Source organism: Trichococcus shcherbakoviae (assembly GCF_963666195.1).
GTDB lineage: Bacteria > Bacillota > Bacilli > Lactobacillales > Aerococcaceae > Trichococcus > Trichococcus shcherbakoviae.
Map to the genome: position 1 here is coordinate 2186029 of NZ_OY762653.1, position 26690 is coordinate 2212718.

The window sequence follows — 26690 nt, forward strand, 5'->3', positions numbered from 1 at the left end:
ATTCATGGCGAAAGAAAGTCCGACCGAAGCCCAAGAGCGCATCGAGACGTTGAAGACGCTCCTCAACCGCTATAGTTACGAGTATTATGTACTGGACAAGCCCAGTATTTCCGATAAAGAATACGACCAGCATTATCAAGAACTGGAAAAATTGGAAAAAGCCCATCCTGAGCTGATCACCACTGACTCACCGACGCAACGCATCGGTGGTACCATCCTTCCCGGATTCACCAAGGTGCAGCACGATTCACCGATGCTGAGCTTGGGGAATGCCTTCAACCAGGAAGAGCTGCTGCAATTCCATCAACGGATCAGCAAATTGACCGATCAGCCCTTGCAATATATGTGCGAGCTGAAGATTGACGGTTTGGCCGTATCGCTGAAGTACGAAAACGGCTTGTTCATCCAGGGTGCGACTCGTGGGGACGGAAACACGGGCGAAGACATCACGCAGAACCTGCGGACGGTCAAATCCATTCCATTGCGACTGAATGAACCGCTGACTTTCGAAGTCCGCGGCGAGTGTTACATGCCGAAAGCTTCATTCGTCCAATTGAATGCGGAGCGTGACGAGAAAGGCCTGGAGATTTTTGCGAATCCACGCAATGCTGCTGCCGGCAGTCTGCGTCAACTGGATTCCAGCATTGCGGCCAGCCGCAATCTGAACATTTATCTTTATAGCGCCACCAATTTCGAACAATTGGCTGTGGAGACGCAGGATGCGCTACTGAACCGATTGGCTCAGGTCGGCTTGCGGACCAATCCGGAACGCCGGCTCTTCGATTCAATCGAAGACGTCTGGGCATTCACGGAGGAAATCGCAGCGAAAAGAAAAGATTTGCCTTATGATATCGACGGCATCGTCATCAAAGTCAATGCATTCTCTGCCCAAGAAGAAATCGGCTATACGGTAAAAGCGCCACGATGGGCGATCGCCTACAAATTCAAGGCGGAAGAAGCTGAAACGATCGTGCGCGACATCGAGTGGACAGTCGGCCGTACCGGTGTCGTGACGCCGACAGCCGTTATGGATCCTGTTTTCTTGGCCGGTTCCACCGTGCAACGCGCCAGCCTGCATAACGTCGATCTTGTCCGCGAGAAGGATGTGCGCATCGGCGACACGGTCGTGATCCATAAGGCGGGCGACATCATCCCGGAAATCCAACATGTCCTCATCGACCGCAGAGATCCGGAAAGTGAACCTTATGTCATTCCGGAAGTGTGCCCTGCCTGCGATAGCCATCTGGTACATCTGGAGGATGAAGTAGCGTTGCGTTGCATCAATCCGAAGTGCCCGGCTCAGATCAAAGAGGGCCTGTCCCACTTCGTTTCGCGCAATGCGATGAACATCAGCGGTCTTGGCGTGCGCGTCGTCAGTCAGATGTTTGAAAAAGGGCTAGTCAAAGATGTTGCCGACCTGTACAAGCTGACGGAAGAAGACCTTTATCAGTTGGATAAGATCAAAGAAAAATCTGCCCATAATATTGTGACGGCCATCGATCAGAGCCGGGGGAACTCATTCGAACGCCTGTTGTTCGGTTTGGGCATCCGCCATGTCGGATCGAAGGCGGCAGCCAGTCTGGCGGGGGAATTCGAAAGCATCGAACGCCTGATGCAGGCGACGAAAGAAGAAATCATGGCCGTCGAAGGCATGGGCGACATCATCGCGGACAGCGTCGTAGCCTATTTCCAATTGCCTGAAGTGAAGGACCTGATTGAAGAATTCCGATCGAACGGCGTGAATCTGACCTACCTTGGTAAGAAAAAGGCTGAGGTGGCTGCTGTCGATTCCATATGGAACGGAAAAACGGTCGTATTGACGGGCAAACTGACGCACTATAACCGAACCGAAGCAACGGAAATGATCGAAGCACTCGGCGGAAAAGTGACAGGCAGTGTCTCGAAAAAGACCGATTGGATCGTCGCCGGAGACGAAGCCGGCAGCAAATTGGCAAAAGCCCAATCTTTGGGCATCCCTGTCTGGACAGAAGAAGATATGGTGAAAAACTTGGAAAGAAGTGACAGCAGTGAATAAAGCGAAAAGCGTCATCCTTATGACTGTCTCCGGAGCAGCGATGTTCCTGTTGGCCAGTTGCGGACAGCTATCAGAGACGCAAACGACGGAGAACACAACCAATACCGGTCCCGAGAAAGTGACTGTCCAAACGACACAGAATCAGTTGTCGACCGATTATTACCCGGCCTTGATTGTGGACGGCAAGTACCAATTCAGCCAGAATCGCGGTGTCAGCCTCTCGCTGAACTCGACAGCCAACATCAAAGACTTTGAGGCGGAGTTGTTGGATGTAGCAAAAAATGTTTTCCCTACTGACCAATACTTTTTTCAAGAAGGCCAAGTCATCGATTATGATACGACGAGGTTATGGCTAGGGCGCTACAGCGACTCCAATCCGGACGGGTTGAATCCGACCGATAACGGCAGCACCGATGCGGCAACCAGAGAGCCGATCTATCTGGAGCAGATTTTGGAACAGGATTATATGATCCAGAATGAGAATGGCTTTGAGTTGGCTGGAATGGCCATCGGATTGGCGATGAATTCGGTCGACTATTACAAAGTGAATGATGTGCCGATGGAACAAGCTATTTCCCGCGATAAACTGGAAGAACAGGCAAAAGCCTATGCAAATACGATCATTACCCGTTTGCGCCAGACAGAGGGATTGGAAAGCATTCCGATCGTCATCGGCATATATGAGCAATCAGCACAGGACAGCCCGGTCGGCGGCTCTTATCTGTTCGAAGGCGTCTCCACGGAAGGGACTGCGATCGGTGAATGGATCACCCGCAATGAAAGCAAAGTGGTTTTCCCGTTGCAAAGCGGAACGCAGACGGAAGAGTCTTCCAACTTTGACAATTTCAAGAATGAAGTACAGGATTTCTTCCCGAACCTGAACGGAATCGTCGGTGAAGGCAAGTACGTCGATGGACAACTGATGTCGCTCGAAATCGACATCACAACGCAGTTCTATGGGGAAACGGAAATCATCGCCTTCACCCAACACGTAACCGATGCAGCAGGACGGTTCCTGCCCCAAAACATTCCCGTTGAGATCACGATTGAATCGATCAACGGCATCGAATCGTTCCTGACAAGAGAAAACGACAGCCAGGGCTTCAGTTACCATATCTTCGATTAGGTAACGGTTTCCTCAATAAAGGGCTGGAAACGTGAGAAAACTCCCACAAACCGATGATTTTTATGCTAAAATGAACAGGTATGTAAAAAAACGAAACCTACACAAAACGACAGAAAGAAGGGTATTACATGGCAATCACTGAAGAGCAAGTGCGTCACGTAGCAAAACTGGCCAAGCTGGAATTCGCTCCAAATGAAATCAAACATTTTACAGAACAATTGGGCGACATCATCGACATGGTGGAACAATTGGAAGCAGTCGATACAACGGATGTACCCGTGACTTCTCATGGCTATGCATTGAAGAATGTCATGCGTGAAGATGTAGCGGAACCAGGAATGGATCGCGACCTCTTATTCAAAAACGTCAAGACAGCCGAAGACGGCATGATCCAAGTGCCCGCAATTTTAGATAACGAGGTGGAAGGCGCATGAGTATTTTCAACGAAACGCTAACGAGCCTGCACGAAGGCTTAGTCAACAAAGAATTCTCATCCGTGGAACTGACACAAGCAGCCTTCAAACGCATCGCTGAAACAGACGGAAAAGTGGAAGCATTCTTGGCTTTGAACGAAGAAGGCGCCTTGAAACAAGCGCAAGCAGCTGACGAAAAAGGCTACGAAGACGGCAATGTCCTGAACGGTATTCCTTTAGGGATCAAAGACAACATTGTCACAGAAGGCGTGACAACGACAGCAGCGAGCCGTATGTTGGGTGATTTCATGCCGATCTACGATGCAACAGTCGTCACCAAATTGAAGGAAGCTGGCGCTGTCAACGTCGGAAAACTGAACATGGACGAATTTGCCATGGGCGGAAGCACGGAAAACTCCTACTACAAAAAAACCAAAAATGCTTGGGACCTGACAAAAGTTCCCGGCGGTTCATCCGGTGGCTCCGCTGCTGCGGTTGCCAGCGGTGAAGTTGTCGCTTCATTAGGTTCCGACACAGGTGGAAGTATTCGCCAACCTGCTGCTTTCAATGGTATCGTCGGCATGAAACCGACATACGGACGCGTATCCCGTTACGGTTTGATCGCTTTTGCGTCCAGCCTTGACCAAATCGGTCCGATGACGCGCAACGTAACCGACAACGCCTTGTTGTTGGAAGCAATCAGCGGCTATGATAAGAGAGACTCCACGAGCTTAAATATGGAAGTGCCGAAATTCAGCGCGAACCTGAACGGAAAAGTTGCGGGCATGAAAATCGCATTGCCTAAAGAATATTTCCAAGATGGCGTATCCGCTGAAATCCAAGAGGCTGTCAGAAAAGCAGCTGCTCAATTCGAAGAAATGGGCGCTACCGTAGAAGAAGTCAGCATGCCGACTTTGGCTTATGGAATCCCGGCTTACTACATCATCGCTTCATCAGAAGCTTCATCCAACCTGCAACGTTTTGACGGAGTGCGTTACGGCTACCGTGCAGAAAATGTGAATTCGTTGGAAGAATTGTACATCAAGAGCCGTTCCGAAGGTTTCGGGATGGAAGTGAAACGCCGCATCATGTTGGGATCCTTCTCATTGAGTGCCGGTTTCTATGATGCTTACTTCAAAAAGGCTGGTCAGGTCCGCACGCTGATCAAACGCGATTTTGCGAACATCTTCGCAGGCTACGATCTGATTCTGGGACCTACCACTACAACGACTGCTTTCGGAATCGGCGAAAAGAACGACGATCCATTGGCTATGTACATGGACGACTTGTTGACCGTAACGATCAACTTGGCTGGCGTTCCGGCCATTTCCGTTCCTGGCGGCTTCGCGGCTGACGGCATGCCGATCGGTATCCAATTGATCGGTAACTATTTCGAAGAAGCAAAAATCTATCAAGCCGCGTTTGCGTTGGAACAAGCAAACGACTATCTTGACCAACACCCAAACCTGTAGGAGGAAAACATCATGAATTATGAAACAGTCATCGGACTGGAAGTCCATGTGGAATTGAAAACTGAATCAAAAATGTTCTCCCCATCTCCAGCACACTTTGGGGCAGAACCGAACACAAACACAAACGTCATCGACTGGGGTTACCCGGGCGTCTTGCCTGTCATCAACAAGGGCGCAGTCGAATTCTGCATGAAGGCCGCTTTGGCTTTGAACTGTGAAATCTCTACTGAAACGCACTTCGACCGCAAAAACTACTTCTATCCGGACAATCCGAAAGCGTACCAAATTTCGCAATTGGATAACCCGATCGGCCATGACGGCTGGGTTGAAATCGAAGTGGAAGGCGTTAAGAAAAAGATCCGCATCGAGCGCGTCCATCTTGAAGAAGATGCCGGCAAAAATATGCACGGATCGGACGGCTATTCCTATGTCGATTTGAACCGTCAAGGAACGCCATTGATCGAAATCGTATCGGAAGCGGATATGCGCTCTCCTGAAGAAGCTTATGCTTACCTGGATGCCGTCCGCCAAATCATCATGTACACAGACGTATCCGATGTGAAGATGGAAGAAGGCTCCATGCGTTGCGATGCCAACATCTCCATCCGCCCATTCGGCCAAAAAAAATTCGGAACGAAGACAGAATTGAAGAACTTGAACTCCTTCAACTTCGTCCGCAGAGGCTTGGCTCATGAAGAAAAACGCCAAGCGCAAGTATTGAATGCTGGCGGGGTCATCCAACAAGAAACACGCCGTTTCGATGAAACAAATGGCGAAACGATCCTGATGCGCGTCAAAGAAGGCGAAAGTGATTACCGTTACTTCCCGGAACCGGACCTGCCAGGCTTAACCATTTCCCAAGAATGGATAGACCGCGTAAAAGCAAGTATTCCGGAAATGCCAGCAAAACGCCGCGCAAGATACATTTCGGAATACGAGCTGCCTGAGTACGATGCAATGGTATTGACCCTTTCGAAAGAAATGTCTGACTTCTTCGAAGGCGCTATCGCTGCCGGTGCCGATGCCAAATTGGCTTCCAACTGGTTGATGGGCGAAGTTTCCGCTTATCTGAACAGCGAAAAAGTGGAACTGGCTGACACAAAACTGACGCCAGCTAACCTTGCCGGCATGATCACATTGATCGAAGACGGCACCATCAGCACGAAGATCGCCAAGAAAGTCTTCCGCCTGTTGGCAACAAAAGGCGGCGACGCCAAATCCGTCGTTGAAGCAGAAGGCCTGATCCAAATGAGCGATCCAGCCCAATTGTTGCCGATCATCAACGCCGTTTTGGATAACAGCCAACAATCCGTTGACGACTTCAAAGCCGGAAAAGACCGCGCCAAAGGCTTCCTAGTAGGCCAAATCATGAAACAAACCAAAGGCCAAGCCAACCCAGGCATGGTCAACCAACTACTCGCGCAGGAGTTAGAAAAAAGATAGGATACGATGAATTGCGGGTAGGGGGCGAGTACTAACGAGATTTAGGAACAACCAGCCCGGGTTTGGCTGGATGGGCCTAAATAGCGTTAGACGGAACCCCCTGCAATTCAGAGTTCGACTAATAGGATGTGATGATTCGCGGGTAGAGTTCGAGCACTAAGAGGACAACCACAAAGCGGACGTTTTTTGTCCGCGTGTGGTTGTCAACTTAGGCGGAGAACTCTGCGAATCAGAACTCAACTAAGATAGAGCGAGATGCAAAGCGTTTGCGTTACACACATTCCAGCCAACTTCCTTCCGGAGGTTGGCTTTTTTTCACTCACAATCAAAATGAAGCTCGCCGGGAAATAGGCAAGAAATATGCTTCGAATTCTCGGCGAGACAGCGTTCACCGATAAATCAACAAGAAAAATGCCCAGTATTCCCGATGAGGCCATCCTCACCGGGAAATCGACATGCAAAATACCCGCAATTCCCGATGAAGCCAGTCTCGCCGGGAATACGATCCTTTGTATCTGCTTAATCCTCTGCGAAAAGTTCCCGGTTCTGCGCAAAACACAATATAAGCTTTTTTATGAATAAATTAATTCTCAAAAATATCGCAACAAATCTATTTTTTTTCAGTTCAGTAATTAGTATTCTTATGATTTTGGTGATATAATCATTAATTGAGTGGTTTGACAAAGGAAAGATGATTTGTGACCTATATAACAGATGAGCCTAGAAAGATGAGGAAAAGAATGAGAGCAAGAGTAATTTACAATCCTACTTCCGGAAGAGAAATGCTGAAAAAAAGCATGATTGACATCCTTCAAATATTGGAAGAAGCAGGCTATGAGGCCAGTGCTTATGCCACGACGCCAGAACCCCTTTCCGCTACCAAAGAAGCGGAACGTGCAGCTTTGGCCGGATTCGACCTGATTGTTGCAGCAGGCGGAGACGGAACCGTAAACGAAGTCGTCAACGGCATCGCAGGATTGGACCACAGACCGACAGTCGGCATCATACCTGCAGGGACCACAAATGACTATGCCCGTGCTTTGAAGATTCCGCGCTCGAATCTATTGGATGCAGCCCGCATCATCGCTGACGGAAATGTCATCCCGATGGACATCGGTCAATCCAATGGCACTTATTTCATTAACATCGCAGCAGGCGGCTATCTGACGGACCTAACTTACGACGTGCCTGCAAAACTGAAGACCATTTTCGGCTACCTTGCCTATCTGGTGAAAGGCGCCGAAAAAATCCCGCAGCTCAAACCGATGCACATGCGCATCGAGTATGAAGACGGCGTCTACGACGGCATGGCTTCCATGTTCTTCGTGGCCTTGACCAACTCGGTAGGCGGCTTTGAGACGATCGATCCGAACATCGTTTTGGGGGATGGCAAGTTCACGCTGTTTGTCGTGAAGACAGCGAACATCTTCGAAATTCTGCAACTGTTGGCCCAAGTGTTGAACGGGGGCAGACATCTCGAAAATTCGAACGTCCTCTATACACATACTAGCTTTGTGAAAGCAGAATCCATGGATGGTTCGCGTTTGATGATCAACTTGGATGGGGAGTACGGTGGTGATGCACCGACTACATTCACGAACCACCAGCAGCACATCAAAATCATCGGCAACACTTCCGATTACGCTGATCCAATCGAAGAAGTCGATGAAGGCATTCTGGAAGGCGCCGGCACAGGCTTCATGAAGGAAGTTGAAACCCTGCACCCGGATGAAGTGAACGACAAACGTTTGCCTTACGACGGCAAGAACTAACAAATGAAAATAGAAAGAATGCCCGGTCTCTCGGTGTTACGACGAGAGCTATCGGGCATTTTTTGATATACTGGAAAAAAGAAGCATTTATGCAAAAGGGGACCTGCCGTATGCCGAAAAAACAGAAGAAATTTTTGTCCATATTATTTTTGAGTGGACTGCTGATGCTGCTTGTGGCCTGCGGGAAATCGGGAAATTCTCCGATAGTGGCCATCGCAAATGAATCGGAATACGAAGAAGTGGTTGCGCAGGATGTGGCCTATCTCTATTTTGGCTTCGACGATTGCCCCTACTGCAAGGAATTCCGTCCGATACTGGAAGAGGAATTGACGGAAACCGGGCAGATCGCTTATTATTACAATACGAAAAAGCGCGTCAATGATGCCAACTATGATGAGGTGCTGGATACCTACGGAGTCGAGTTTGTTCCGCTCTTGATCAGGCTGGAGGATGGGAAAGCGGTCGGGTCCGTCAATCTGGACACCGTTGCAGACCTGCCGGCATTATTGGCGGCAGAATAACAGGCGAGAATGTCCGAGGTTGTCCGATAACCACAAATAATCGGACAACCGAGAAGCAAGAATACCCTAGGATGTCCAATAACTATGAAGAATCGGACATCCGGCAAGCGAGACCGCCCGAGCTTGTCCGATAACGGCAAAGAATCGGACACCCGGCAAGCGATTCCGCCCGAACTTGTCCGATAACCATAAAGAATGGGCCGCCCCGAAAAAAATGGAGCAGCCCATTCGCATTATTTCCACACTAATTGCCAAGTAACACCGAATTGATCGGTGACCCAAGCTACCGCGCGCAATTCGCCGACTGCTTCAGGTCCCATCATCACAACGCCATCTGCGGATAAGGAATCAAAGTAGTTATCGAAGCTGGCTTCATCTTCGCAGTCCACGTAGAGGGAAACAGCCCAAGTCATATCCGGCAAAAAATCCTCCTCCATGTCCATCGCCATGAAATCCTGTCCGTTCAGCACAAACTGCTCATTGATTACGCGGCCGCCTTCCCCGTGTTCGTCCTCATCGATCTTGGTGAGGGAGGTCACGCTGGAATTTGGAAAAATGGAAACATAAAAGTGCATCGCTTCTTCTGCAGTTCCCGGTAACGTCAAAAAGGGAACAATCCGTTGTCCGCTCATTTTGTCATCCTCGCTTTCTTCCTGTACCCATCAGTAACTGGTCTATATACTTCCATTATACTGAATAAGGTTGGAACTTCCTATCGATAAGATGCGCCGCATCAGGCGATATTATGAGAATGTACTTATTTTTTCCAAACAAATGGGCTTGTTGTATCGAGACCACTTCTTTTTTGGTATAATGAATCAGAATGAAAAATTATGAACTGAGGAGCACATATGAAAAAACAATATACGGTAGCACCGGTAATAAAAAATGAGAAGATGACTGTAACATTTGAGGACTTAACGTCAGAAGGTATGGGTGTCGCAAAAGTTGAGGGTTATCCATTATTTGTAGCGGATGGACTACCGGGTGAACGTGCCACCATCAAAGTGACGAAAGTCGGCAAATCGTTTGGATTCGCCCGCATTGAGGAAAGATTGAGCAGTTCTCCTGACCGTATCCCGACACGCGATGTTAAAGGAACACGCGTTGGTACGATGCCATTGCAGAACTTGCGTTACTCTGCCCAGTTGGCATTCAAAAAGAACAACGTTGAACAAGTGATGAAACGCATTGCCAAAATGCCTGAAGTCGAAGTCAAACCGACAATCGGCATGGAAAATCCTTGGGGTTACCGCAACAAAGCACAGATCCCGGTACGTCAAAAAGACGGCAAATTGATTACCGGATTCTTCCGCACCAACACACATGAATTGATCCCGATGGAAAACTTCCAGATCCAGGATCCAAAAATCGATGAAGCCATCGTAAAAGTCCGTGATATTCTGCAAGAATTCAATGTGAAAGCATACGACGAGAAGAAACATACCGGAAATATCCGTCACATCATGATTCGCCGCGGTTATTACACAGGCGAAATGATGGTTGTCTTAGTGACGCGTACGGCGAAATTGTTCCCGCAAAGCAAAATTATTCCGGCTATCTTGGAAGCTTTACCGGAAGTGGTCAGCATCGTCCAAAACGTGAACCCGAAACAAAACAATGTCATTCTGGGTGACGAAACTATCGTCTTGCACGGCGAAGATTTGTACCACGACAAGTTGATGGGCCATACATTTGCCATCTCTTCCCGCTCGTTCTATCAAGTGAACCCGATCCAAACGGAAAAACTTTATAAATTGGCGATCGAAGCTGCACAATTGACCGGCGAAGAAACTGTCATCGATGCTTATTGCGGAATCGGAACAATCTCCTTGTCGTTGGCTGAAAAAGCGAAACACGTGTACGCGATGGAAGTTGTTCCGGATGCCGTCAAAATGGCTGAAATGAACGCTGCAGCAAACAACATCGACAACATTACTTTCGAAGTCGGCGCTGCCGAAGAAGTAATGCCGAAATGGGCTGCTGAAGGCGTCAAAGCGGATGTCTTGGTTGTCGATCCGCCGCGCAAAGGCTTGGAACCGGCTTTCATCGAAGCTGCTTTGGAAATCGCTCCTGAGCGTATCGTCTACGTCAGCTGCAACCCAGCTACTATGGCACGCGACCTACAGTTATTCCACGAAGGCGGCTACAGCGTAGGCAGCATCCAACCAGTGGATCTGTTCCCGCAAACACTGCATGTTGAATCTGTCGTTGCGTTGACAAAAATAAAATAAATAGCAGAATCGGAAATGCCCGGGAATGAAGGGCTTCCGATAACTGAATGATTCACTTATCACAAAAATGCTGAAAAGTTAATCCAACAGATTTCAAATCTTGAACTTGAAATCTGTTGGATTCTTTTTGTGACAATAAATAGGAGGTACGTTTATGGGAAACACAGATAAGTTTGATAGCATAGCGAACAGTTATGATAATCCAGAACGAACCCGCATCGCAATGGTTGCTTCAGATGCCATCAAAGAGTATTTGGGTGACACCAGAAGTAAAAGTGCGATTGACTTTGGATGCGGAACCGGTCTGGTCGGAATGAATTTGGTGAACGAATTTGAATCGCTGCTGTTTATGGATACGTCAGAGAATATGCTGGACATCGTAAAAAAGAAAATCACTGATGTGGGTGCTTTGAATGCACGTACATTGTGTTTTGATTTTGAATCGTCAAGCCAACCCGATCTCCGCGCCGACTATATTTTTATGGCACAGGTGCTGCTGCATATTCAGGATTATGAAGCAGTACTAGCCAAACTCCACGCCGTTTTGAATGATGAAGGCCACTTGCTGATAGTCGATTTCAATAAGAATGATAAAGTCGTTTCAGAACTGGTCCATAACGGATTTGATCAAGAGCAGCTCAAAGCTTTGATGCTGAAAATAGGCTTCAAGGACATCCGAAGCAAAACCATCTACAGTGGAACCAAACTATTCATGAATCAAGATGCATCTTTATTTATTATGGATGGGAAAAAATAGGGCATCAAAAGAGTTTGTACCCGTTATGGACTTTCAGATTGAAGTACATCCGCTCCACCGATGCGGGAGTTCTCGCGAAATTTGATACACAAAGAATAAAAGCACAAAGCGAAGAGGCCAGGACAAAAATCCGAGCCTCTTCGTTTTTGATTTATCGTTCAGATTTAACGGGTAAACCCTCCGATAGGCGACATATACTCACCGTTAAAGCCCTTTAATACTTCTCTCAATTCATCTGACGGGTTACCATATACAGAGTAAATCCCCGGTTCCATCACCTTTGCTATCCGGTCAAACCTCGCCCATCACTCCAGTATCTTCCAGAAAGAATCCTTGCGGATAATTTTTCCACCAGCGAACTCGAGCAGATCAACCCCTCGCACCTCGATTTGCTGACCTGATTTAGTCGTACCGGTGAGAGTCCACTCCGATACTCCCAAATCACCGCAGATCCAGTGCTGATCATTTCCATAATGCACATCCGGGATACCCTCGAATCGACTTGCCAGGCCTGCTCTAACCTCCGCTTTTCCGACATATTTATCACCCCGTGGACGGGCGCCTCGGGGCATATAGAAGATGCAATCATCTGCGAAATAACTCATGATGGAATCCAGGTCGTGACGGTTGAATGCTTCCAGAAAGTCCTTCAATGTTTCAACGGTTACTTGCTCAGCCATAAAATTGCCTCCATGTATCATACTTTATTCGGAAGAGCCGGATAGCTAGTGATCTGCAAGATTGAATAAGTTCCACCGCACGGTCCTGATTTCAGGCATGAGTCAGGCGGCACGGTCTTTCGATCGGTTTAAACTTTGATATATATCTGGATGAAGACGTATAATAATAACCATAGGGATGGACAACTATGTTGTGAATACCTAATTAAATTATACGTTCCAGATTTCCATCAAGCAAATTACAGACTTGAGAATAGAATTTGATAGCTTATGTACGACATTTTCAAAGGGTGTATTTTAATCGCACACGACCTGAAGGTGCCTTTTTCTTTTTTCTGATAGATCAAAAAGGGGGCAGAAACAATGGAAAATCGAAAATTCAAGTGGCGTCCTTTGCTAATTTCCATACCCATTCTATTCTTCATCAGCTTTGGAGATCAGGCAGGAACTTTTTATACGTTGCCAATCCAAATATTCCTCATTTTGCTTATCAGCATATTATTGGGCTTTAAAAAAAGAGCATCTGATTTTATGCTAGAGAATCCAGTATCAACAATGCTTTTTGTGTCTGGAATTCTGAATGTGTTCGCGGCCCCCGGGACAATCGCAACAAATTTGCTGGCATCAGACCCATTGGCTTTGCTGCGGTCATTCTCTTTAACGTTGTTGGCATATGCAGCCTTCAGCCTTGTCAAAATCTTTATCGGAATATCCCGGGATTTGGACGAGGAGAACAGTCCGAAAAAGGAAAAAACGAAGAAATTTATATTGAACTTTGCAGTCATTGCTGTTTCCTATTTTGCCAATATCGGATTATACGTTTTGATAAATAAATGGGTTCGAATGGTCTATACATCCGATTTCGATCTTTCGGCAACGGATCCGTCCTTAAGAGGAACCTTTGAGGACTTGAACATGTGGGGAAATTGGCACTATCAAGCCAATGTCCTCATGTTTGTAGGACTGGTTTTCATTGCGTTGGCATTTGTCTCCATTCCGGTATATAAACTAATTGTCGGCCACCGGAAAAGTTGAGTGAAAAATAAGAATAACGATCCTTGGAATTGTCTGGAATTAGTTGAGGAAGAAGGGAGCTGATTGAGATGATGCGTAAAATAATCTATGGGTTCATGGGAGGCGTTATTTTACTTGAAATCGGACTTTTTATCGGTACGTTCATTGGCATGGCTATAGGGGGCAACTATCTGACTGAGTTCGAATACGCAGGTAGTATTGGTCCTGAAGCTGTCGGTAATGTAGGATTGATAGTAGGGGGTGCAATTGGCGCACTGTTTGGTGCATTGCTCGGGGTGAAACTGGCAGATAATAAGGGTCCTCGTGCATACAGAACAATTCTTGTTATTAGCTTTATATTATCGATTACATCATTGGCATATCTTCTCAGCCGTAGTCCTGAAGAGCGATTAACCCTTGAACAGGCACAGACGGAAGCTGATTTTACAATCTATGAACCTACCTATTTACCCGAAAATGTGGGGTTAGGTGTCATTAGTTGGTCGGTTGTAGACGTCAAAGATACTTTATATTTAGAATATGCGAAAAAAAACCAAACAGTGTTTGAACTGACTGAATCAAAGCTGACAGAACCTATGATAGAGCCCAACAGCGTTGAAGTCGATATTTCGGGCACTACTGGTTACTTATATAAACACGGTAATGTAACTTATTTAACATGGCATCAAAATGATACAGAATTGACCATATACACTGGAGCGTTAAGTGATGAAGAAATTTTACAGATTGCCCGTTCTATAAAAAATATCAGTAAGTAATTTGTAGCGATTTGGAAGTTACACATCATGGAGCGTATTGGGATAATTCTTTGATAGGAATACAGAGGAGGAAATTCGGGGAGTATATTTGAATAAAGGAAAATAGGGAATAATCGAAGTGTACAGAGATCAGTAGAGCCTTCTAGCCAAGTTTACTAAAAGAACCCCTGAGTTGATAAATAAGTGAGGTGCACTAGTGGTAGGAAGGACTAAATATATACTCAAGATTCTCTTCATCGGCGTGATGACAACCTTTTCTAGGATAATTGGACAGCTGTTGATTCCGCCTGGAGAACAGTCTGTTTTGCCCCCAAGTCTGTTTGTGGTCAACGGTACGATGCCTTTAGCTTTTTCTGTGTATGGTGTTATTGCCTATTCCCTGATAGCAGCGATGTTTTTGCTGGTACACAACCAGTTGTCTGGGAGTCGGGTAGTGCAAGGACTTAAATATAGTGTTGCCTGTAGTCTGATTTGGATTGTGTATCTGCTCGAGCCATTGCCGCATGCCGCACCGCTTGACAGAATCACGTATCCCCTGGCTGATACTTTTTCTCTGTTGGTCATAGGTGCTTTAGTAGGAGTCATGCTTGGAAGAAAAGAGGCAAAAAGGAACAGCAAAGTGCCAGGAAACAGCAGTTTTCCAGCGATAGTTGCCATTACGGTGCTGTTTATTATCGGGCGATTGATCCAGTATTATGTCTTGGATATTTATTCATCCTTTGCGGAAAAACCATTGGAAACCCTCATTTGGTGCGCAGTTACGGGACTGACCAATGCATGTGTTTTGGACTGGTTCAATAAACATGTTCAGCAGAGTAGCAGGGCCGCAAATGCGTTGATTGTTGGAGGCGTGTTGTTTGGTCTGAATCTGTTTCTGTTTAACTTCTTCATGCCGCTTGTGTTTGATGCTGATCTGACTGACTTGTTGTTAAGAACATTTGTCGATATAGCGGCGGTTACGGTTGGGTGCTTATTTTTCAGTGCGAAGAACATCGAAGTTAAGATCAAGGCAAGTTGAGTTGAATGCAGCATTTAGAATAGTTTCCACTGGAAATGGAAAACCGGGCCAAATAATGCATCAGTCGAAATACAATTGAACCAGATGGATAAGCATAATTTTGGGAACATTGGTGCATGAGTAGTATGATGAAGTCACGAATAAATATTAAGAGGAGTGGTATGATGGCGGTATATGAACTACCAAAAGTGTGGCAGTGGGAAGAAGAGAATTCAAATAAAGTGGGTAACCGTCCAACAGCCGGCAGTCGTTTCGAACAAAAATTACCAGTAGGAAAGGCTCCGTTCCAACTCTATTCATTGGGGACACCGAATGGCATCAAAGTAACAATCATGTTCGAAGAGCTGAAGGAACTGGGAGTAGAGGGCGCAGACTACGACCTATACACTATTAATATTACGAAAGGCGACCAGTTTGGTTCGGATTTCGTCGAGATTAATCCGAACTCTAAAATTCCGGCGCTTGTGGATCAAAGTCTAAGTCCGCGTTTGGAAATTTTTGAATCAGGCTCCATTCTTCTATACTTAGCCGAGAAATTTGAGCAACTGATTCCGACTGATATCCATGGCCGGACCGAAACCCTTAATTGGTTATTCTGGCAAATAGGGGCAGGGCCCTATGTTGGGGGAGGATTTGGTCACTTTTTCGCCTATGCTCCCGAGCCTATGCAATACCCGATTGATCGCTTCACGATGGAGACGAAACGTCAGCTGGATTTGCTCGATAAAACTTTAGAGGAGCGTCCTTATGTGGCAGGCGATAGCTATACCATCGCGGATATTGCCATATGGTCTTGGTACGGTCGTTTAGCTTTAGGGAAACTATATGAAGGATCTTATGAATTTTTAAATCTGGATGAATACTCTCATCTCTTGGAATGGTCTAAGCGTATTGCAGAACGACCTGGTGTTAAAAGAGGTCTGGCAGCGGAGTATCAACCGCTTGGGGAGTAGTCTAGGCAAGTAGTGCAAGGGGGAATAAGGATGGTTGCTTTATTAATGCTGAACTAATCCGGTATCCATTCATCCCGTTTGAATACGACATTGACAAATTTTCTCCGAAAAATTATAATCAAGTGATATCAATCTAATAGATAACCCTCTTTTTGCCACCGGGCAGAGAGTTCAAGGTGTTCAGAAACATTCCGTAGGTCTTTGAAGGAGTGTTTCCGGGACACCTTTTTTATTTTGGAAGGAGACAGCAGCATGGAAAAATCACTAGTGAAGGACTTTTCGAAGTATGTCAGTCTGAATATTTTGGGCATGATCGGCGTGTCGTTCTATATTTTGGCCGACACGTATTATATCGCAAAAGCTTTGGGGGCTACCGGGATCGCGGCGTTGAATTTCGCCATCCCGCTTTTCAGCATCATCCTCGGAATCGGTCTGATGATCGGCATCGGCGGAGCAGCCCGTTTCGGTATCCTGAAATCCCGGAACAAACACAAAGAAGCAGAGGCGGTCTTTGCAGGGGCGCTTAAGCTTGGCACTCTGGCAGGCTTGTTGTTCGCTGTGCTCGGATTGTTCGGTTCGAAGGCATTATCATCGATTTTGGGTGCCGATGAAGTCACATTGCCTTTGACACATGCCTATATGGCCACGATTATGGTGTTTGCACCATTTTTCATCCTGAACAATACGGTACTGGCTTTCGTCCGGAACGACAACAATCCCAGACTGGCTATGCTTGCGATGATTGGCGGCAGTGTTTCGAATGTCATTTTGGATTACATATTCCTTTTCCCACTAAAAATGGGGATGTTCGGTGCCGCTTTTGCGACAAGCTTGGCCCCGATCATCAGTCTGGGCATCCTCTCGATCCATTTCGCAAAAAAGAAATCCCGGCCCGCTATTTTGAAGCACAAGTTGACGCGTCCGGCAATCAAGGACATTCTCAACCTGGGATCTTCCACTTTCATAATGGAAGTGTCCTCGGCAGTCGTGCTGACGACCTTCAACTTGTTGATTTTGGGGCTCGAGGGAAACAAAGGGGTTGCCGCCTATGGGATTGTCGCAAATATTGCCTTTGTGGCGGTCGCGATTTTTACTGGGCTGGGGCAGGGTGTACAACCGCTCATCAGCAAATATTATGGTCTGAAGGATCGCAAGACGGTCCGGCGCGTGAACCGCTATGCACTGTTGACGGCGGGTTTCATCGCTGCCTTGATTTACCTGGGGACATTCTTCAACTCGGAAGCGCTGATCGGCCTGTTCAACAATGAAAATGATCCGGTGATTCTAAGGTTGGCTGACAGCGGAATGAAAATCTATTTTCTTGGATTTTTCTTTGTCGGAATCAATGTCGTGACGGCGATGATCCTCAGCGCAACCGAAAAGGGACGGGCAGCTTTTGTCCTTTCGGTTCTGAGGGGACTTGCTGTTATCGTACCGATGGCAATCCTCTTGAGCAGCCTTTGGGGAATGACTGGGATCTGGTCGTCATTTGTGCTTTCCGAGCTGATCGTTGCCGGATTTGCACTTTATTTGACGACTGCCATCGAAAAGGGAACCATTGCGTATGGAAATCCTGACTGAATCTGTAAGACATTAAATGTGTAATTTTTCTCGTATAGTGTGAGCATACCAATAAAATGAGTATGAAGAGCGTCAGGATTTTCCAGTTATATAACAATTGATACAGGTTTGGATCTGATTATATAACAGGAATATCCTTATTTAACAGCTTTTTTAACTTTTTTAAAAAAATTTAGTATAACTGTTATAAAATCATTCATGATAGTGTATAATGTGAATATAAAAACAAACTACTAAGATGCGGAGGAATTAGTTTATGAATAATGCGTGGCGTGGTTTTAAAGGTTCTCAATGGCAAAACGGTATTGACGTCCAAGAATTCATCAAAGATAACTACACAGAATATGTTGGCGATGACAGTTTCCTGGAAGGTCCTACGGAAGCAACAAGTGAATTGTGGCAAGCAATCGTAGAACTTAAAAAGCAAGAAATCGCTAATGGTGGAGTTTTGGATGCAGATACATCTGTTGTCAGTACAATAACTTCTCATCCGGCTGGTTATATCAATAAAGATTTAGAAAAAATCGTTGGACTACAGACAGAAAAACCATTGAAACGTGGCTTGAACGTTTATGGTGGTATCCGTATGGCAGAAACAGCATTAAAATCTTATGGTTATGAACTTGATCCTGAATTAGATGAATTTTATACAGAACACCGTAAAACGCATAACCAAGGTGTCTTTGATGCTTACGATGATGACATTCGCATAGCTAGACGCAATAAGATCGTTACGGGATTACCTGATGCTTACGGTCGCGGACGAATCATTCCAGACTTCAGACGCATCGCATTGTATGGTGTGGATTACTTGAAGAAACAAAAACTGAATGATTGGAACGCTTTGCAAGCAAAAACGTATACTGAAGAAGACATTCGTTTGCGCGAAGAAGTTTCAACGCAATATCGTGCATTAGGCAAACTGATTGAATTAGGCAAAATTTATGGCTTCGATATCAGCAGACCGGCAGAAAATGCACAAGAAGCAGTGCAATGGGTTTACCTAGGATTCTTGGCTATGGTTAAAGAAGACAATGGTGCTGCACAAGGTTTAGGGCGTATTGCAGAATTCCTGGATATCTATATCGAGCGTGATCTCCAAGAAGGCACTTTGACTGAAAAAGAAGCGCAAGAATTGATCGACCACTTGGTAATGAAAGTTCGTATCGTTCGTCAACTAAGAACACCAGAATACGAAGCTTTGTTTGCAGGAGACCCAACTTGGGCAACATTGACATTTGCTGGTATGCTTGATGACAACAATTCATTGGTTACAAAAAATACCTTCAGATTCTTGCAAACACTCTATAATATGGGGAACGCACCAGAACCTAACATGACTTTGATGTGGAATGAAAAGCTTCCTAAAGGATTCAAGGATTTCTGTGCAAAAGTAAGTATTGATACAAGTGCTATCCAATATGAGAATGACGATGTTATGCGTCATTATTATGGAAGTAATGATGTTTCAATCGCTTGCTGCGTAAGCCCAACAGCAGGAGATACTGGTAGTTCTATCCAGTACTTCGGTGCCAGAGCGTCCCTTCCTAAAATTCTGACTTATGCCGTTACAGGTGGTTACGATGAGAAAAACAGAAGTAAAGTTATCGATGGCCTAGAACCGATCACAGATGAATACTTGGACTATGACACACTGATGGAAAAAATCGATGTCGTCATGGATTGGGTAGCGACAACTTATGTTAGAGCATTGAACATCATCCACTACATGCACGATAAATATGCATACGAAGCTGTTCAATTTGGTTTGCTTGATACTAAACTTCACAGAATGATGGCTACAGGTATTGCTGGTATTGGATTGGCAACTGACTCAATGAGTGCTGTTAAATATTCTAAAGTCCGTATCGTTCGTGACGAAGAGGGCTTCCCGGTCGACTATGTTGTTGAAGGCGATCAGTTCCCGACATTCGGTAACAACGAAAAAGAGGCTGATGAAATTGCCGACATGCTGATCAAGAAATTTGTCGGCAAGTTGAAAGCTCAACCTACTTACCGTAATGCTGAAATTACGACTTCTATTTTGACAATTACTTCAAATATCGTTTACGGAAAAGCAACAGGTGCTCTATTCAGTGGACAAGATGCGAAGTACAAAGGCTACAGAGAAGCATTCACGCCATTGTCTCCAGGAGCTAACCCAAGCTACAGCAGCCCTTACAAAGGTGCTTTGGCAGCGTTGAAATCAGTAAGTACGATTGATTTTGAAGACGTTAAAGATGGTTCTTCCTATACGTGGGCAGTTCATCCTAAAGCATTAGGAAAAGAACGTGACGTTCAAGTAGAGAACTTATCGATGTTATTGGACGGATACTTTGGAAAAGATGGCGGACATCACTTAAACGTTAACGTATTTTCTAAGGAAGGCCTAGAAGAAATGTTGAGAAATCCAGAGAACTATCCACAAGCTACCATCCGTGTATCCGGATATGCGTTGGAGTTAGCAAAAGCAACGAAAGAACAAATTTCCGACTTGCTGGAACGCGTTATCCACGGTTCATTCTAAATAAAATAATAAACAGAGACTGTCTTTGCGGTAAGGTCATTAACACAAGCAACTTGATAACTGTAAAAAAGCGGGAATGCATTCAATGATGCATTCTCGCTTTTTTTGACTGCGGGCGGGGCCAAATTGTTTAATGTTCCTCAGTTATTCGACAATATCGATCCGGCAAGATGTCGAATTGTCGAATGTTTCTCGACATTCGACAATCTCGGCTCAAACTGGTGTCAAAGTGTCGGATCTACCTCACGTATTCGACAATTTTGGGCGCCACGCTGAGCAGCTCTTCTGAATTTTGATCGCCAATCCCACTGTGGACTGTCAAAGTCGGGATACTTCGTCACTAGGGATGTTGGCAACAATATGCTAAAATAACAGTAAATAGAGAATTCAAAATATGCTGAAAGAGACGATGTATATGGAAGAATTTAAAACGGAAAAAGAGCACAGACTCACGCTGGAACTTGTAAAAGAACTCTGGTCAAAAACCTACAATACTGATGGGAAGCCTGATTGGTCACACATCTTACCTTACTATGACGATACTATTTACTTTAAAGATACAATACAGGAGATCAGAGGTATTGTGGAATTCAAGGAAATGACGGATAGACTGACAGAACGCTCAAAAGATTTGAATATGAAATTAGTTAAAGTTGTGCAACAGGGGAATGATATATTCATCGAATGGGAGATGACAATCAGCTATAAGAAATATCCCAGTTCCATCTTATACGGTCTTTCACGGTTAACCATAAATGAGCAGGATAAAATTATTGAGCAACGAGATTATTATGATCTGTGGGGAGATATATTTGATAACATCCCGTCATTCGGTAAAAAATACAGAAAATTCATGAAGAAAAAATTTGGGTGACAACATGAAAAATAATGGGATAAAATTCGGGAAATATTTTAAAGAATATCGTCTGTCGAATGTGCTGGCCATGATAAAAAATAACTCCAAAAGTCCATTGATTTGTGCGGATGATTGCAAGGGCAAGCTGGTTGTCATAACGGGTGCTACTTCTGGAATCGGCTATGCCGTTGCTAAAAAGTTTGCCTCAAAAGGTGCGGATTTGATTTGCATCAACAGAAACAAAGAGCGCTCAGAAGCTTTGAAACATGAAATTGAGAGCGCGTACAAAGTAAAGTGTGATTATATTTTGGCTGATTTCAGCAGCATGGCTGATACACATAAAGCGGCTAATAGTTTGCTGGAGCTTGAGAGACCAATTGATATCATCATTCATAATGCTGGCATTTATCTTACAAAGCGACAAATCACTTCAACTGGAATCGAGAAAGTCTTTATGGTCAATTACCTTTCGTCTTTCATCATGAACGACATCTTAAAAGAGAAACTAAAATCCCAGGGGAAATGCCGTATCATCTTGGTAAACTCAGAAGGGCACCGCTTTGCGGCTTGGGGGATGCGTTTTGATGATTTGGATTGGTCAAAAAGACGTTATTCCGGTTTGAAAAGCTACGGTGCAGCCAAAATCGCTGAACTATTAGCGATGATAAAATTTGAAGAGTATTTCCGAGGATCGGGCGTAACCATCAATGCGATGCATCCCGGAGCTGTAAAAACAGCCACAGGACAGGATAATGGTCCATTATACAAGTGGTTCAAGAAGAATGTGTTGGACAAAACGTTAAACCCTGTTTCGGTTGCAGCAGAGGCGATATACTATATAGGGGTTTCTGAAGAGCTGGAAACATGCAGTGGTGAATTTTTCAATCTGACAACTCTTGAAGAACCTGCTCCACCAGCGTTGGATGTTGAAAATGCAAGAGTTCTGTGGGAAATAAGTTTGAAAATGGGGAATTTGAATGAATAATGCTGATCAAAAAAGATATGATGCCATAATTGTAGGTGGAGGACTCGCCGGGCTTACGTCTGCGGTGTTTCTTTCTCAAGCAGGCAAGAAAATTTTGCTTATAGAAAAAAATGCTGAATTTGGTGGATTGGTAAACTCATTTGAAAGGGATGGTTTTGTTTTTGATGCTGGAGCCAGAGCCATTTTAGGAGTCGTTTTAGCGATGCTGAAAGACTTGAAGCTTGATATTGAGGTTGTCTCAAGCAAGGTTTCCCTTGGCGTTGAGGATAAAATCATCGGCATCGAAGGCCCAAATTCTGTTGGCGAATACAGAGATTTGTTGGTGAGCCTATATCCCGATAGCGTAGAGGATATCGATAAATTCATAGAAGTCATGATCAGAATAATGAAGCTGATCGATATCATCTATGGCATCGATAATCCATTATTTAAAGATATCAAGAAAGACAAAGCATATTTTTTAAAAGAACTTTTGCCATGGCTGCCGAAGTTCATGTTCGCAATGAGCAGGATTGAAAAGCTTTCCAAACCCTGCGAGGAGGATCTCAAGGAGCTTATTAAAGATCCGTCCCTTATCGATATCATTTCACAACATTTTTTCAAAAGCACACCAACATTTTTTGCATTGAGTTATTTCACGTTGTACAGCAGCTATGTGTACCCAAAAGGGGGGACAGGCAAGCTTGCCGAAGCATTGGTGGAAAAAATACAAGCGTTCAATGGTGACATACTCCCGAATACGGTTATAAAGAAAATCCATGCCGACCAACAGGTGATTGTCGATGAGAACAACAACGAATACTATTATGAAGACCTTGTTTGGGCTGCAGACCTAAAAAATTTTTACACTATTGTTAGTCTGGGTAACCTGGCCCCAAAAATAAGGGAAAAGTTTGAAACAACAAAGGCATTGATGGCAAAAGGCAGGCCTAGCGAATCTGTCTTCTCGCTCTATTTGGAAGTTGATTTGCCGGTGTCTTATTTTAAGAAGTCCTTCAATGGGCACCTATTTTACACACCTTCCAGAAAAGGGTTGGGCAACATCAACAAGAGTGAACTTAAGGGAATCCTGGAAAAATGGGGAGAGACGGATAAAGAAGAAGTTCTTTCCTGGTTGGATCGTTTCCTGGAATACAACACTTATGAAATAGCCATCCCGGCTATGAGAGATTCTGATTTGGCCCCGGAAGGTAAAACGGGTTTGATAGTCAGCCTGCTTATGGAGGCGGAATTGTTCTATAAAGTTGAAGAATCTGGCTGGTATGAGGAGTTCAGAAGGGAAATCGAAAATAAGATAATCAGTGTGCTTTCTGAAAGTTTATGCCCTGAGTTAAAAGACAAAGTGGAGAAGCAATTTTCCTTTACACCTTTAAGTGTTGAAAACCGAGTCGGGAGTACTGGCGGGGCTATAGTAGGATGGTCATTTGAAGCCCCGATTCCGGTTGTTTATAAAATGCAGCAAGTGAACAAATCAGTGCTTACGCCTATTCCGAATGTTTATCAAGTAGGGCAATGGGCCTATAATCCAGCCGGAACACCCACATGTATCATTACAGGTAAATTAGCTGCTGACAGGATAATTAAAAAACACAAGTAAGCGTCAAATGATTTAACTTTCTAACACAGAAATATTGTGTAATCAGTTGCAGCACCAAAGCCGGGGATTTGATGCTGTACGGTTCCGATTATCTGGTGATTTTCCCAAGCGCTGGGACGAGGGAGTGTCGAGGTCACATTCAGCAACCGATAACAGAATCAAGCGAGAGATGGGTTTTGAACCATTTCTCGCTTTTTACTTTGTTGAGCTGGAATTCCACCAACTGTTCATTACATATCATTCCGATGTCGGAATGATATTGCTTTTCAACACTAGGAAGCATAAAATGGAATTGAGGTGAGCGAATATGGCATACATCAGCACAAAAGAAGCAAGCAACAATTGGGACATAAGCGAACGCAGGATTCGGGGACTTTGCCAAGAAGGTCGGATTGAAGGGGCAGTCAAAATCGGTCGGAACTGGGCGATCCCTGTTGATGCGCACAAACCTGTGGATGCAAGGCAAAGTGAACAAAAAAAGTATCTCGGCTTGGGATACGATTTCAGCCAAATCGATACGGCGATGGATACCATCAATAGACACAGACCGTTTTCAAAGGGATTGGCGGATTCTCTCCATGAAAAACTGATCGTTGAGTGGACTTACAACAGCAATGCGATCGAAGGGAACACACTGACCATGTCAGAAACGAAAGTCGTTCTCGAAGGGATAACGATAGGCGGAAAAAGCCTAGTCGAACATCTGGAAATCATCAATCACCGCGACGCCATTCTGTTCATCGAACAACTAGTTTCCGACAAAGAACCGCTCTCCGAATGGAACATCAAGAACATCCATGCACTGGTTCTGAAGCAAATTGATAATCAAAATGCGGGGAAATATCGGAGCGAGAATGTGGTAATCAGTGGTGCAAAGCATATTCCGCCGAAACATTATCAAATAAGCGAATATATGCAAAAATTGATTGCCGAATATCAGAACGAATGGCTAGGTTATCACCCCGTTGTGCGGGCGACTTTACTGCATGGCGAATTCGTGAAAATTCACCCGTTCATTGACGGAAACGGCAGGACATCACGGTTGTTGTTGAACTTTGAACTTATGAAATCCGGCTATCCACCAATCATCATCAAAAACGAAAATCGTGCTGACTACTATAAGGTGCTTGATCACGCCCACACGACCATGGATTACGGACCTTTCATAAAATTTGTAGCGGAACTCGTGATTGAGTCGGAAAAGTTGTGGCTAACTGTTCTGGAATGACAAAGCGGTTTTGTTCGAAAGGAAGGGAAGAAAATGCCTGACAAATTAACAAATTTGGGATTCACGGACAGGTTCGCGCAGGAGGCGACCCTTTATCCGGACCTGCATCCGGCAAGAGTTATCGCGCAATACAAGGAATTGTATCGGGTTGCGACCGTTGAATCGGAGATGCTGGCCGAAATATCCGGGAAAATGCGCCATGCTGCAGTCGAAATGTCGGATTATCCGGCAGTCGGCGACTTTGTGATGATCGACCGGAATAAGGGAAGCCAGGACCATGTCATCATCCACCACACACTGACAAGGAAAAGCGTGTTTATCCGGAAAGCAGCCGGAAAAGCGCATGACGTCCAGGTTGTGGCAGCGAACATCGATATTGTCTTCATCTGCATGTCGCTCAACAATGACTTCAATCTGCGGAGGCTGGAACGCTACCTGGCGATCGCGTGGGACAGCGGGGCAACGCCGGTGATCGTGCTGACGAAAGCGGATCTGTGCGCGGATATCCCGGAAAAGTTGCGTGAAATCGAGACGATCGCTTTCGGGGTCGATGTGCTGGTCACTTCGAGCCTGAGCGAGGACGGATACACGGCCGTCCTGAAATACATCACACTGGGCCAGACCGTCGTTTTCATCGGCTCATCCGGCGTGGGAAAGTCAACCTTGATCAACCGGATCCTTGGGGAAGACCTGAATAAGACGCGGGAAATCAGAAGAGATGACAAAGGCCGGCATGCGACCACAAATCGGGAACTGTTCCTTATTCCGACGGGCGGTTGCATCATCGATACGCCGGGCATGCGCGAACTCGGTTTGGAGAGCGTGAACCTGGCGAGGACGTTTGTCGACATCGATGAATTGGCGGAACAATGCAAATTCAAAGATTGCAAGCATGAAAATGAACCAGGCTGCATGGTCAGGAAGGCGATAGCGGAAGGCATACTGACCGAAGAACGGCTGCAGAGCTACCTGAAGCTCAAGAAGGAAGCCAAGTATGAGGGCATGAATTCCAAACAGATTGAAAAAGAGAAAATCAGCACCATGTTTTCCGACTTCGGCGGCATCAAGAATGCTAGGAAATTCGCTAAGTCAAAAAATAAGGAAAAATAAAAGTTGGAGGAATTGCAATGAAATTAGGAATCATCATCGAAACAAAGGAATACGAAAAATCTTGGAACGCCATGAGGTTCGCCGTGACCGCGAAGAAGACCGGACATGAAGTGAAAGTTTTCCTGATGGGCGAAGCCGTCGAAATCGAAAACATGACCCACGAAAAATACGATGTAGCCGCACAAGTACAAGCTTTTGACGAGTTGGACGGCGAAATATTGGCTTGCGGTACCTGTCTGAAGTCACGCCATATGGAAGGCTCGGATGTTTGCCCGATCAGCACAATGATCGATTGCGTCCAGATGGTTGAGTGGGCGGATAAGGTCGTTACTTTCTGAAAAATCAGTAGAATCTAAACGCTTCTGCACATTATGTAGTCGAAAATGTGCAGAAGCATAAATCCTTAAGGCAGAAAAAGCGGGATTGCTACGGTCAGACAAGGTGAAACTTTTTTAAAAATATGCTTGCGAAATTCCTGGTAAATCATAATAATATTAATTATAGAAATTTCAACGCGTATAATGGTTCAGCGTGAGATCACTTTTGTGATCTCACGCATTTTTTTTGCCTGAAATTTCGAAATAAAAGA

Annotated in this window: 23 protein-coding genes; 21 read left to right on the plus strand and 2 right to left on the minus strand. The window is 45.3% G+C overall.

What is annotated here, in order from left to right; genetic code table 11:
* The first annotated feature begins 4 nt into the window (after positions 1 to 4).
* The 7 genes from ligA to ACKPBX_RS10470 all read left to right on the plus strand — a co-directional run bounded on the left by ligA (position 5) and on the right by ACKPBX_RS10470 (position 8782).
* Positions 5 to 2035, plus strand: coding sequence for an NAD-dependent DNA ligase LigA (ligA, locus tag ACKPBX_RS10440; RefSeq protein WP_140186841.1), 2031 nt, complete (start codon positions 5 to 7; stop codon positions 2033 to 2035).
* Positions 2028 to 3161 (plus strand): CamS family sex pheromone protein, encoded by a 1134-nt coding sequence (locus ACKPBX_RS10445; RefSeq protein ID WP_319995296.1) that lies wholly within the window; start codon positions 2028 to 2030, stop codon positions 3159 to 3161. The genes ligA and ACKPBX_RS10445 overlap by 8 nt, the downstream gene beginning before the upstream one ends.
* A gap of 128 nt (positions 3162 to 3289) precedes the next feature.
* The gene (gene gatC, locus ACKPBX_RS10450) at positions 3290 to 3595 is read left to right on the plus strand and encodes an Asp-tRNA(Asn)/Glu-tRNA(Gln) amidotransferase subunit GatC (protein WP_319995297.1); all 306 of its coding nucleotides are present in this window, start codon (positions 3290 to 3292) and stop codon (positions 3593 to 3595) included.
* Positions 3592 to 5046 carry an Asp-tRNA(Asn)/Glu-tRNA(Gln) amidotransferase subunit GatA gene (gene gatA / locus ACKPBX_RS10455; RefSeq protein ID WP_319995298.1) on the plus strand — a complete coding sequence of 485 codons (1455 nt, stop codon included), beginning with the start codon at positions 3592 to 3594 and terminating at the stop codon, positions 5044 to 5046. Before gatC ends, gatA begins: the two co-directional genes overlap by 4 nt.
* A gap of 12 nt (positions 5047 to 5058) precedes the next feature.
* Positions 5059 to 6489, plus strand: coding sequence for an Asp-tRNA(Asn)/Glu-tRNA(Gln) amidotransferase subunit GatB (gene gatB, locus ACKPBX_RS10460; protein ID WP_319995299.1), 1431 nt, complete (start codon positions 5059 to 5061; stop codon positions 6487 to 6489).
* 740 nt (positions 6490 to 7229) lie between these two features.
* Positions 7230 to 8261: a diacylglycerol kinase gene (locus ACKPBX_RS10465; RefSeq protein WP_107995549.1), complete on the plus strand. Its 1032-nt coding sequence runs from the start codon at positions 7230 to 7232 to the stop codon at positions 8259 to 8261.
* 110 nt (positions 8262 to 8371) lie between these two features.
* Positions 8372 to 8782, plus strand: a complete 411-nt coding sequence (locus ACKPBX_RS10470; protein WP_319995300.1) for a thioredoxin family protein — start codon at positions 8372 to 8374, stop codon at positions 8780 to 8782.
* A gap of 233 nt (positions 8783 to 9015) precedes the next feature.
* Here the strand turns inward: ACKPBX_RS10470 and ACKPBX_RS10475 are convergent, their stop codons facing one another.
* Complete coding sequence (locus ACKPBX_RS10475) at positions 9016 to 9414, minus strand: VOC family protein (RefSeq protein WP_086943208.1); 399 nt, start codon at positions 9412 to 9414, stop codon at positions 9016 to 9018.
* Positions 9415 to 9633: 219 nt separating this feature from the next.
* Between ACKPBX_RS10475 and rlmD the strand changes: the two genes are divergently transcribed.
* Both rlmD and ACKPBX_RS10485 read left to right on the plus strand, forming a co-directional pair.
* Positions 9634 to 11016 (plus strand): 23S rRNA (uracil(1939)-C(5))-methyltransferase RlmD, encoded by a 1383-nt coding sequence (gene rlmD, locus ACKPBX_RS10480; protein ID WP_319995301.1) that lies wholly within the window; start codon positions 9634 to 9636, stop codon positions 11014 to 11016.
* Positions 11017 to 11170: 154 nt separating this feature from the next.
* A complete protein-coding gene (locus ACKPBX_RS10485) occupies positions 11171 to 11773 on the plus strand; it encodes a class I SAM-dependent methyltransferase (protein WP_319995302.1) in 603 nt (200 codons plus the stop codon).
* Positions 11774 to 12078: 305 nt separating this feature from the next.
* Here ACKPBX_RS10485 and ACKPBX_RS10490 read toward each other — a convergent pair whose 3' ends face one another.
* Entirely contained in the window at positions 12079 to 12453 is a 375-nt protein-coding gene (locus ACKPBX_RS10490; protein WP_319995303.1) for a nuclear transport factor 2 family protein, read from the minus strand.
* Between the two features lie 531 nt (positions 12454 to 12984).
* On the opposite strand from ACKPBX_RS10490, the gene ACKPBX_RS10495 reads away from it, so the two are divergent.
* The 12 genes from ACKPBX_RS10495 to ACKPBX_RS10550 all read left to right on the plus strand — a co-directional run bounded on the left by ACKPBX_RS10495 (position 12985) and on the right by ACKPBX_RS10550 (position 26439).
* Complete coding sequence (locus ACKPBX_RS10495; RefSeq protein WP_319995304.1) at positions 12985 to 13488, plus strand: hypothetical protein; 504 nt, start codon at positions 12985 to 12987, stop codon at positions 13486 to 13488.
* A gap of 68 nt (positions 13489 to 13556) precedes the next feature.
* Complete coding sequence (locus tag ACKPBX_RS10500; RefSeq protein ID WP_319995305.1) at positions 13557 to 14246, plus strand: DUF4367 domain-containing protein; 690 nt, start codon at positions 13557 to 13559, stop codon at positions 14244 to 14246.
* A gap of 196 nt (positions 14247 to 14442) precedes the next feature.
* Positions 14443 to 15264 carry a hypothetical protein gene (locus tag ACKPBX_RS10505; protein WP_319995306.1) on the plus strand — a complete coding sequence of 274 codons (822 nt, stop codon included), beginning with the start codon at positions 14443 to 14445 and terminating at the stop codon, positions 15262 to 15264.
* 164 nt (positions 15265 to 15428) lie between these two features.
* Positions 15429 to 16217 carry a glutathione-dependent disulfide-bond oxidoreductase gene (yghU, locus tag ACKPBX_RS10510; protein ID WP_319996431.1) on the plus strand — a complete coding sequence of 263 codons (789 nt, stop codon included), beginning with the start codon at positions 15429 to 15431 and terminating at the stop codon, positions 16215 to 16217.
* Between the two features lie 252 nt (positions 16218 to 16469).
* Entirely contained in the window at positions 16470 to 17798 is a 1329-nt protein-coding gene (locus ACKPBX_RS10515; protein WP_319995307.1) for an MATE family efflux transporter, read from the plus strand.
* Positions 17799 to 18054: 256 nt separating this feature from the next.
* Positions 18055 to 20325 carry a formate C-acetyltransferase gene (gene pflB, locus ACKPBX_RS10520; protein WP_319995308.1) on the plus strand — a complete coding sequence of 757 codons (2271 nt, stop codon included), beginning with the start codon at positions 18055 to 18057 and terminating at the stop codon, positions 20323 to 20325.
* Positions 20326 to 20740: 415 nt separating this feature from the next.
* Positions 20741 to 21199, plus strand: coding sequence for a nuclear transport factor 2 family protein (locus tag ACKPBX_RS10525; protein ID WP_319995309.1), 459 nt, complete (start codon positions 20741 to 20743; stop codon positions 21197 to 21199).
* Positions 21200 to 21203: 4 nt separating this feature from the next.
* Entirely contained in the window at positions 21204 to 22166 is a 963-nt protein-coding gene (locus tag ACKPBX_RS10530; protein ID WP_319995310.1) for an SDR family NAD(P)-dependent oxidoreductase, read from the plus strand.
* Positions 22159 to 23763 carry a phytoene desaturase family protein gene (locus tag ACKPBX_RS10535; protein WP_319995311.1) on the plus strand — a complete coding sequence of 535 codons (1605 nt, stop codon included), beginning with the start codon at positions 22159 to 22161 and terminating at the stop codon, positions 23761 to 23763. The genes ACKPBX_RS10530 and ACKPBX_RS10535 overlap by 8 nt, the downstream gene beginning before the upstream one ends.
* 307 nt (positions 23764 to 24070) lie before the next feature.
* Positions 24071 to 24991 carry a Fic family protein gene (locus ACKPBX_RS10540; RefSeq protein ID WP_319995312.1) on the plus strand — a complete coding sequence of 307 codons (921 nt, stop codon included), beginning with the start codon at positions 24071 to 24073 and terminating at the stop codon, positions 24989 to 24991.
* 33 nt (positions 24992 to 25024) lie between these two features.
* Entirely contained in the window at positions 25025 to 26101 is a 1077-nt protein-coding gene (gene rsgA, locus ACKPBX_RS10545) for a ribosome small subunit-dependent GTPase A (RefSeq protein ID WP_319995313.1), read from the plus strand.
* A gap of 17 nt (positions 26102 to 26118) precedes the next feature.
* The gene (locus ACKPBX_RS10550) at positions 26119 to 26439 is read left to right on the plus strand and encodes a DsrE family protein (protein WP_140186809.1); all 321 of its coding nucleotides are present in this window, start codon (positions 26119 to 26121) and stop codon (positions 26437 to 26439) included.
* The last annotated feature ends 251 nt before the right edge of the window (positions 26440 to 26690 follow it).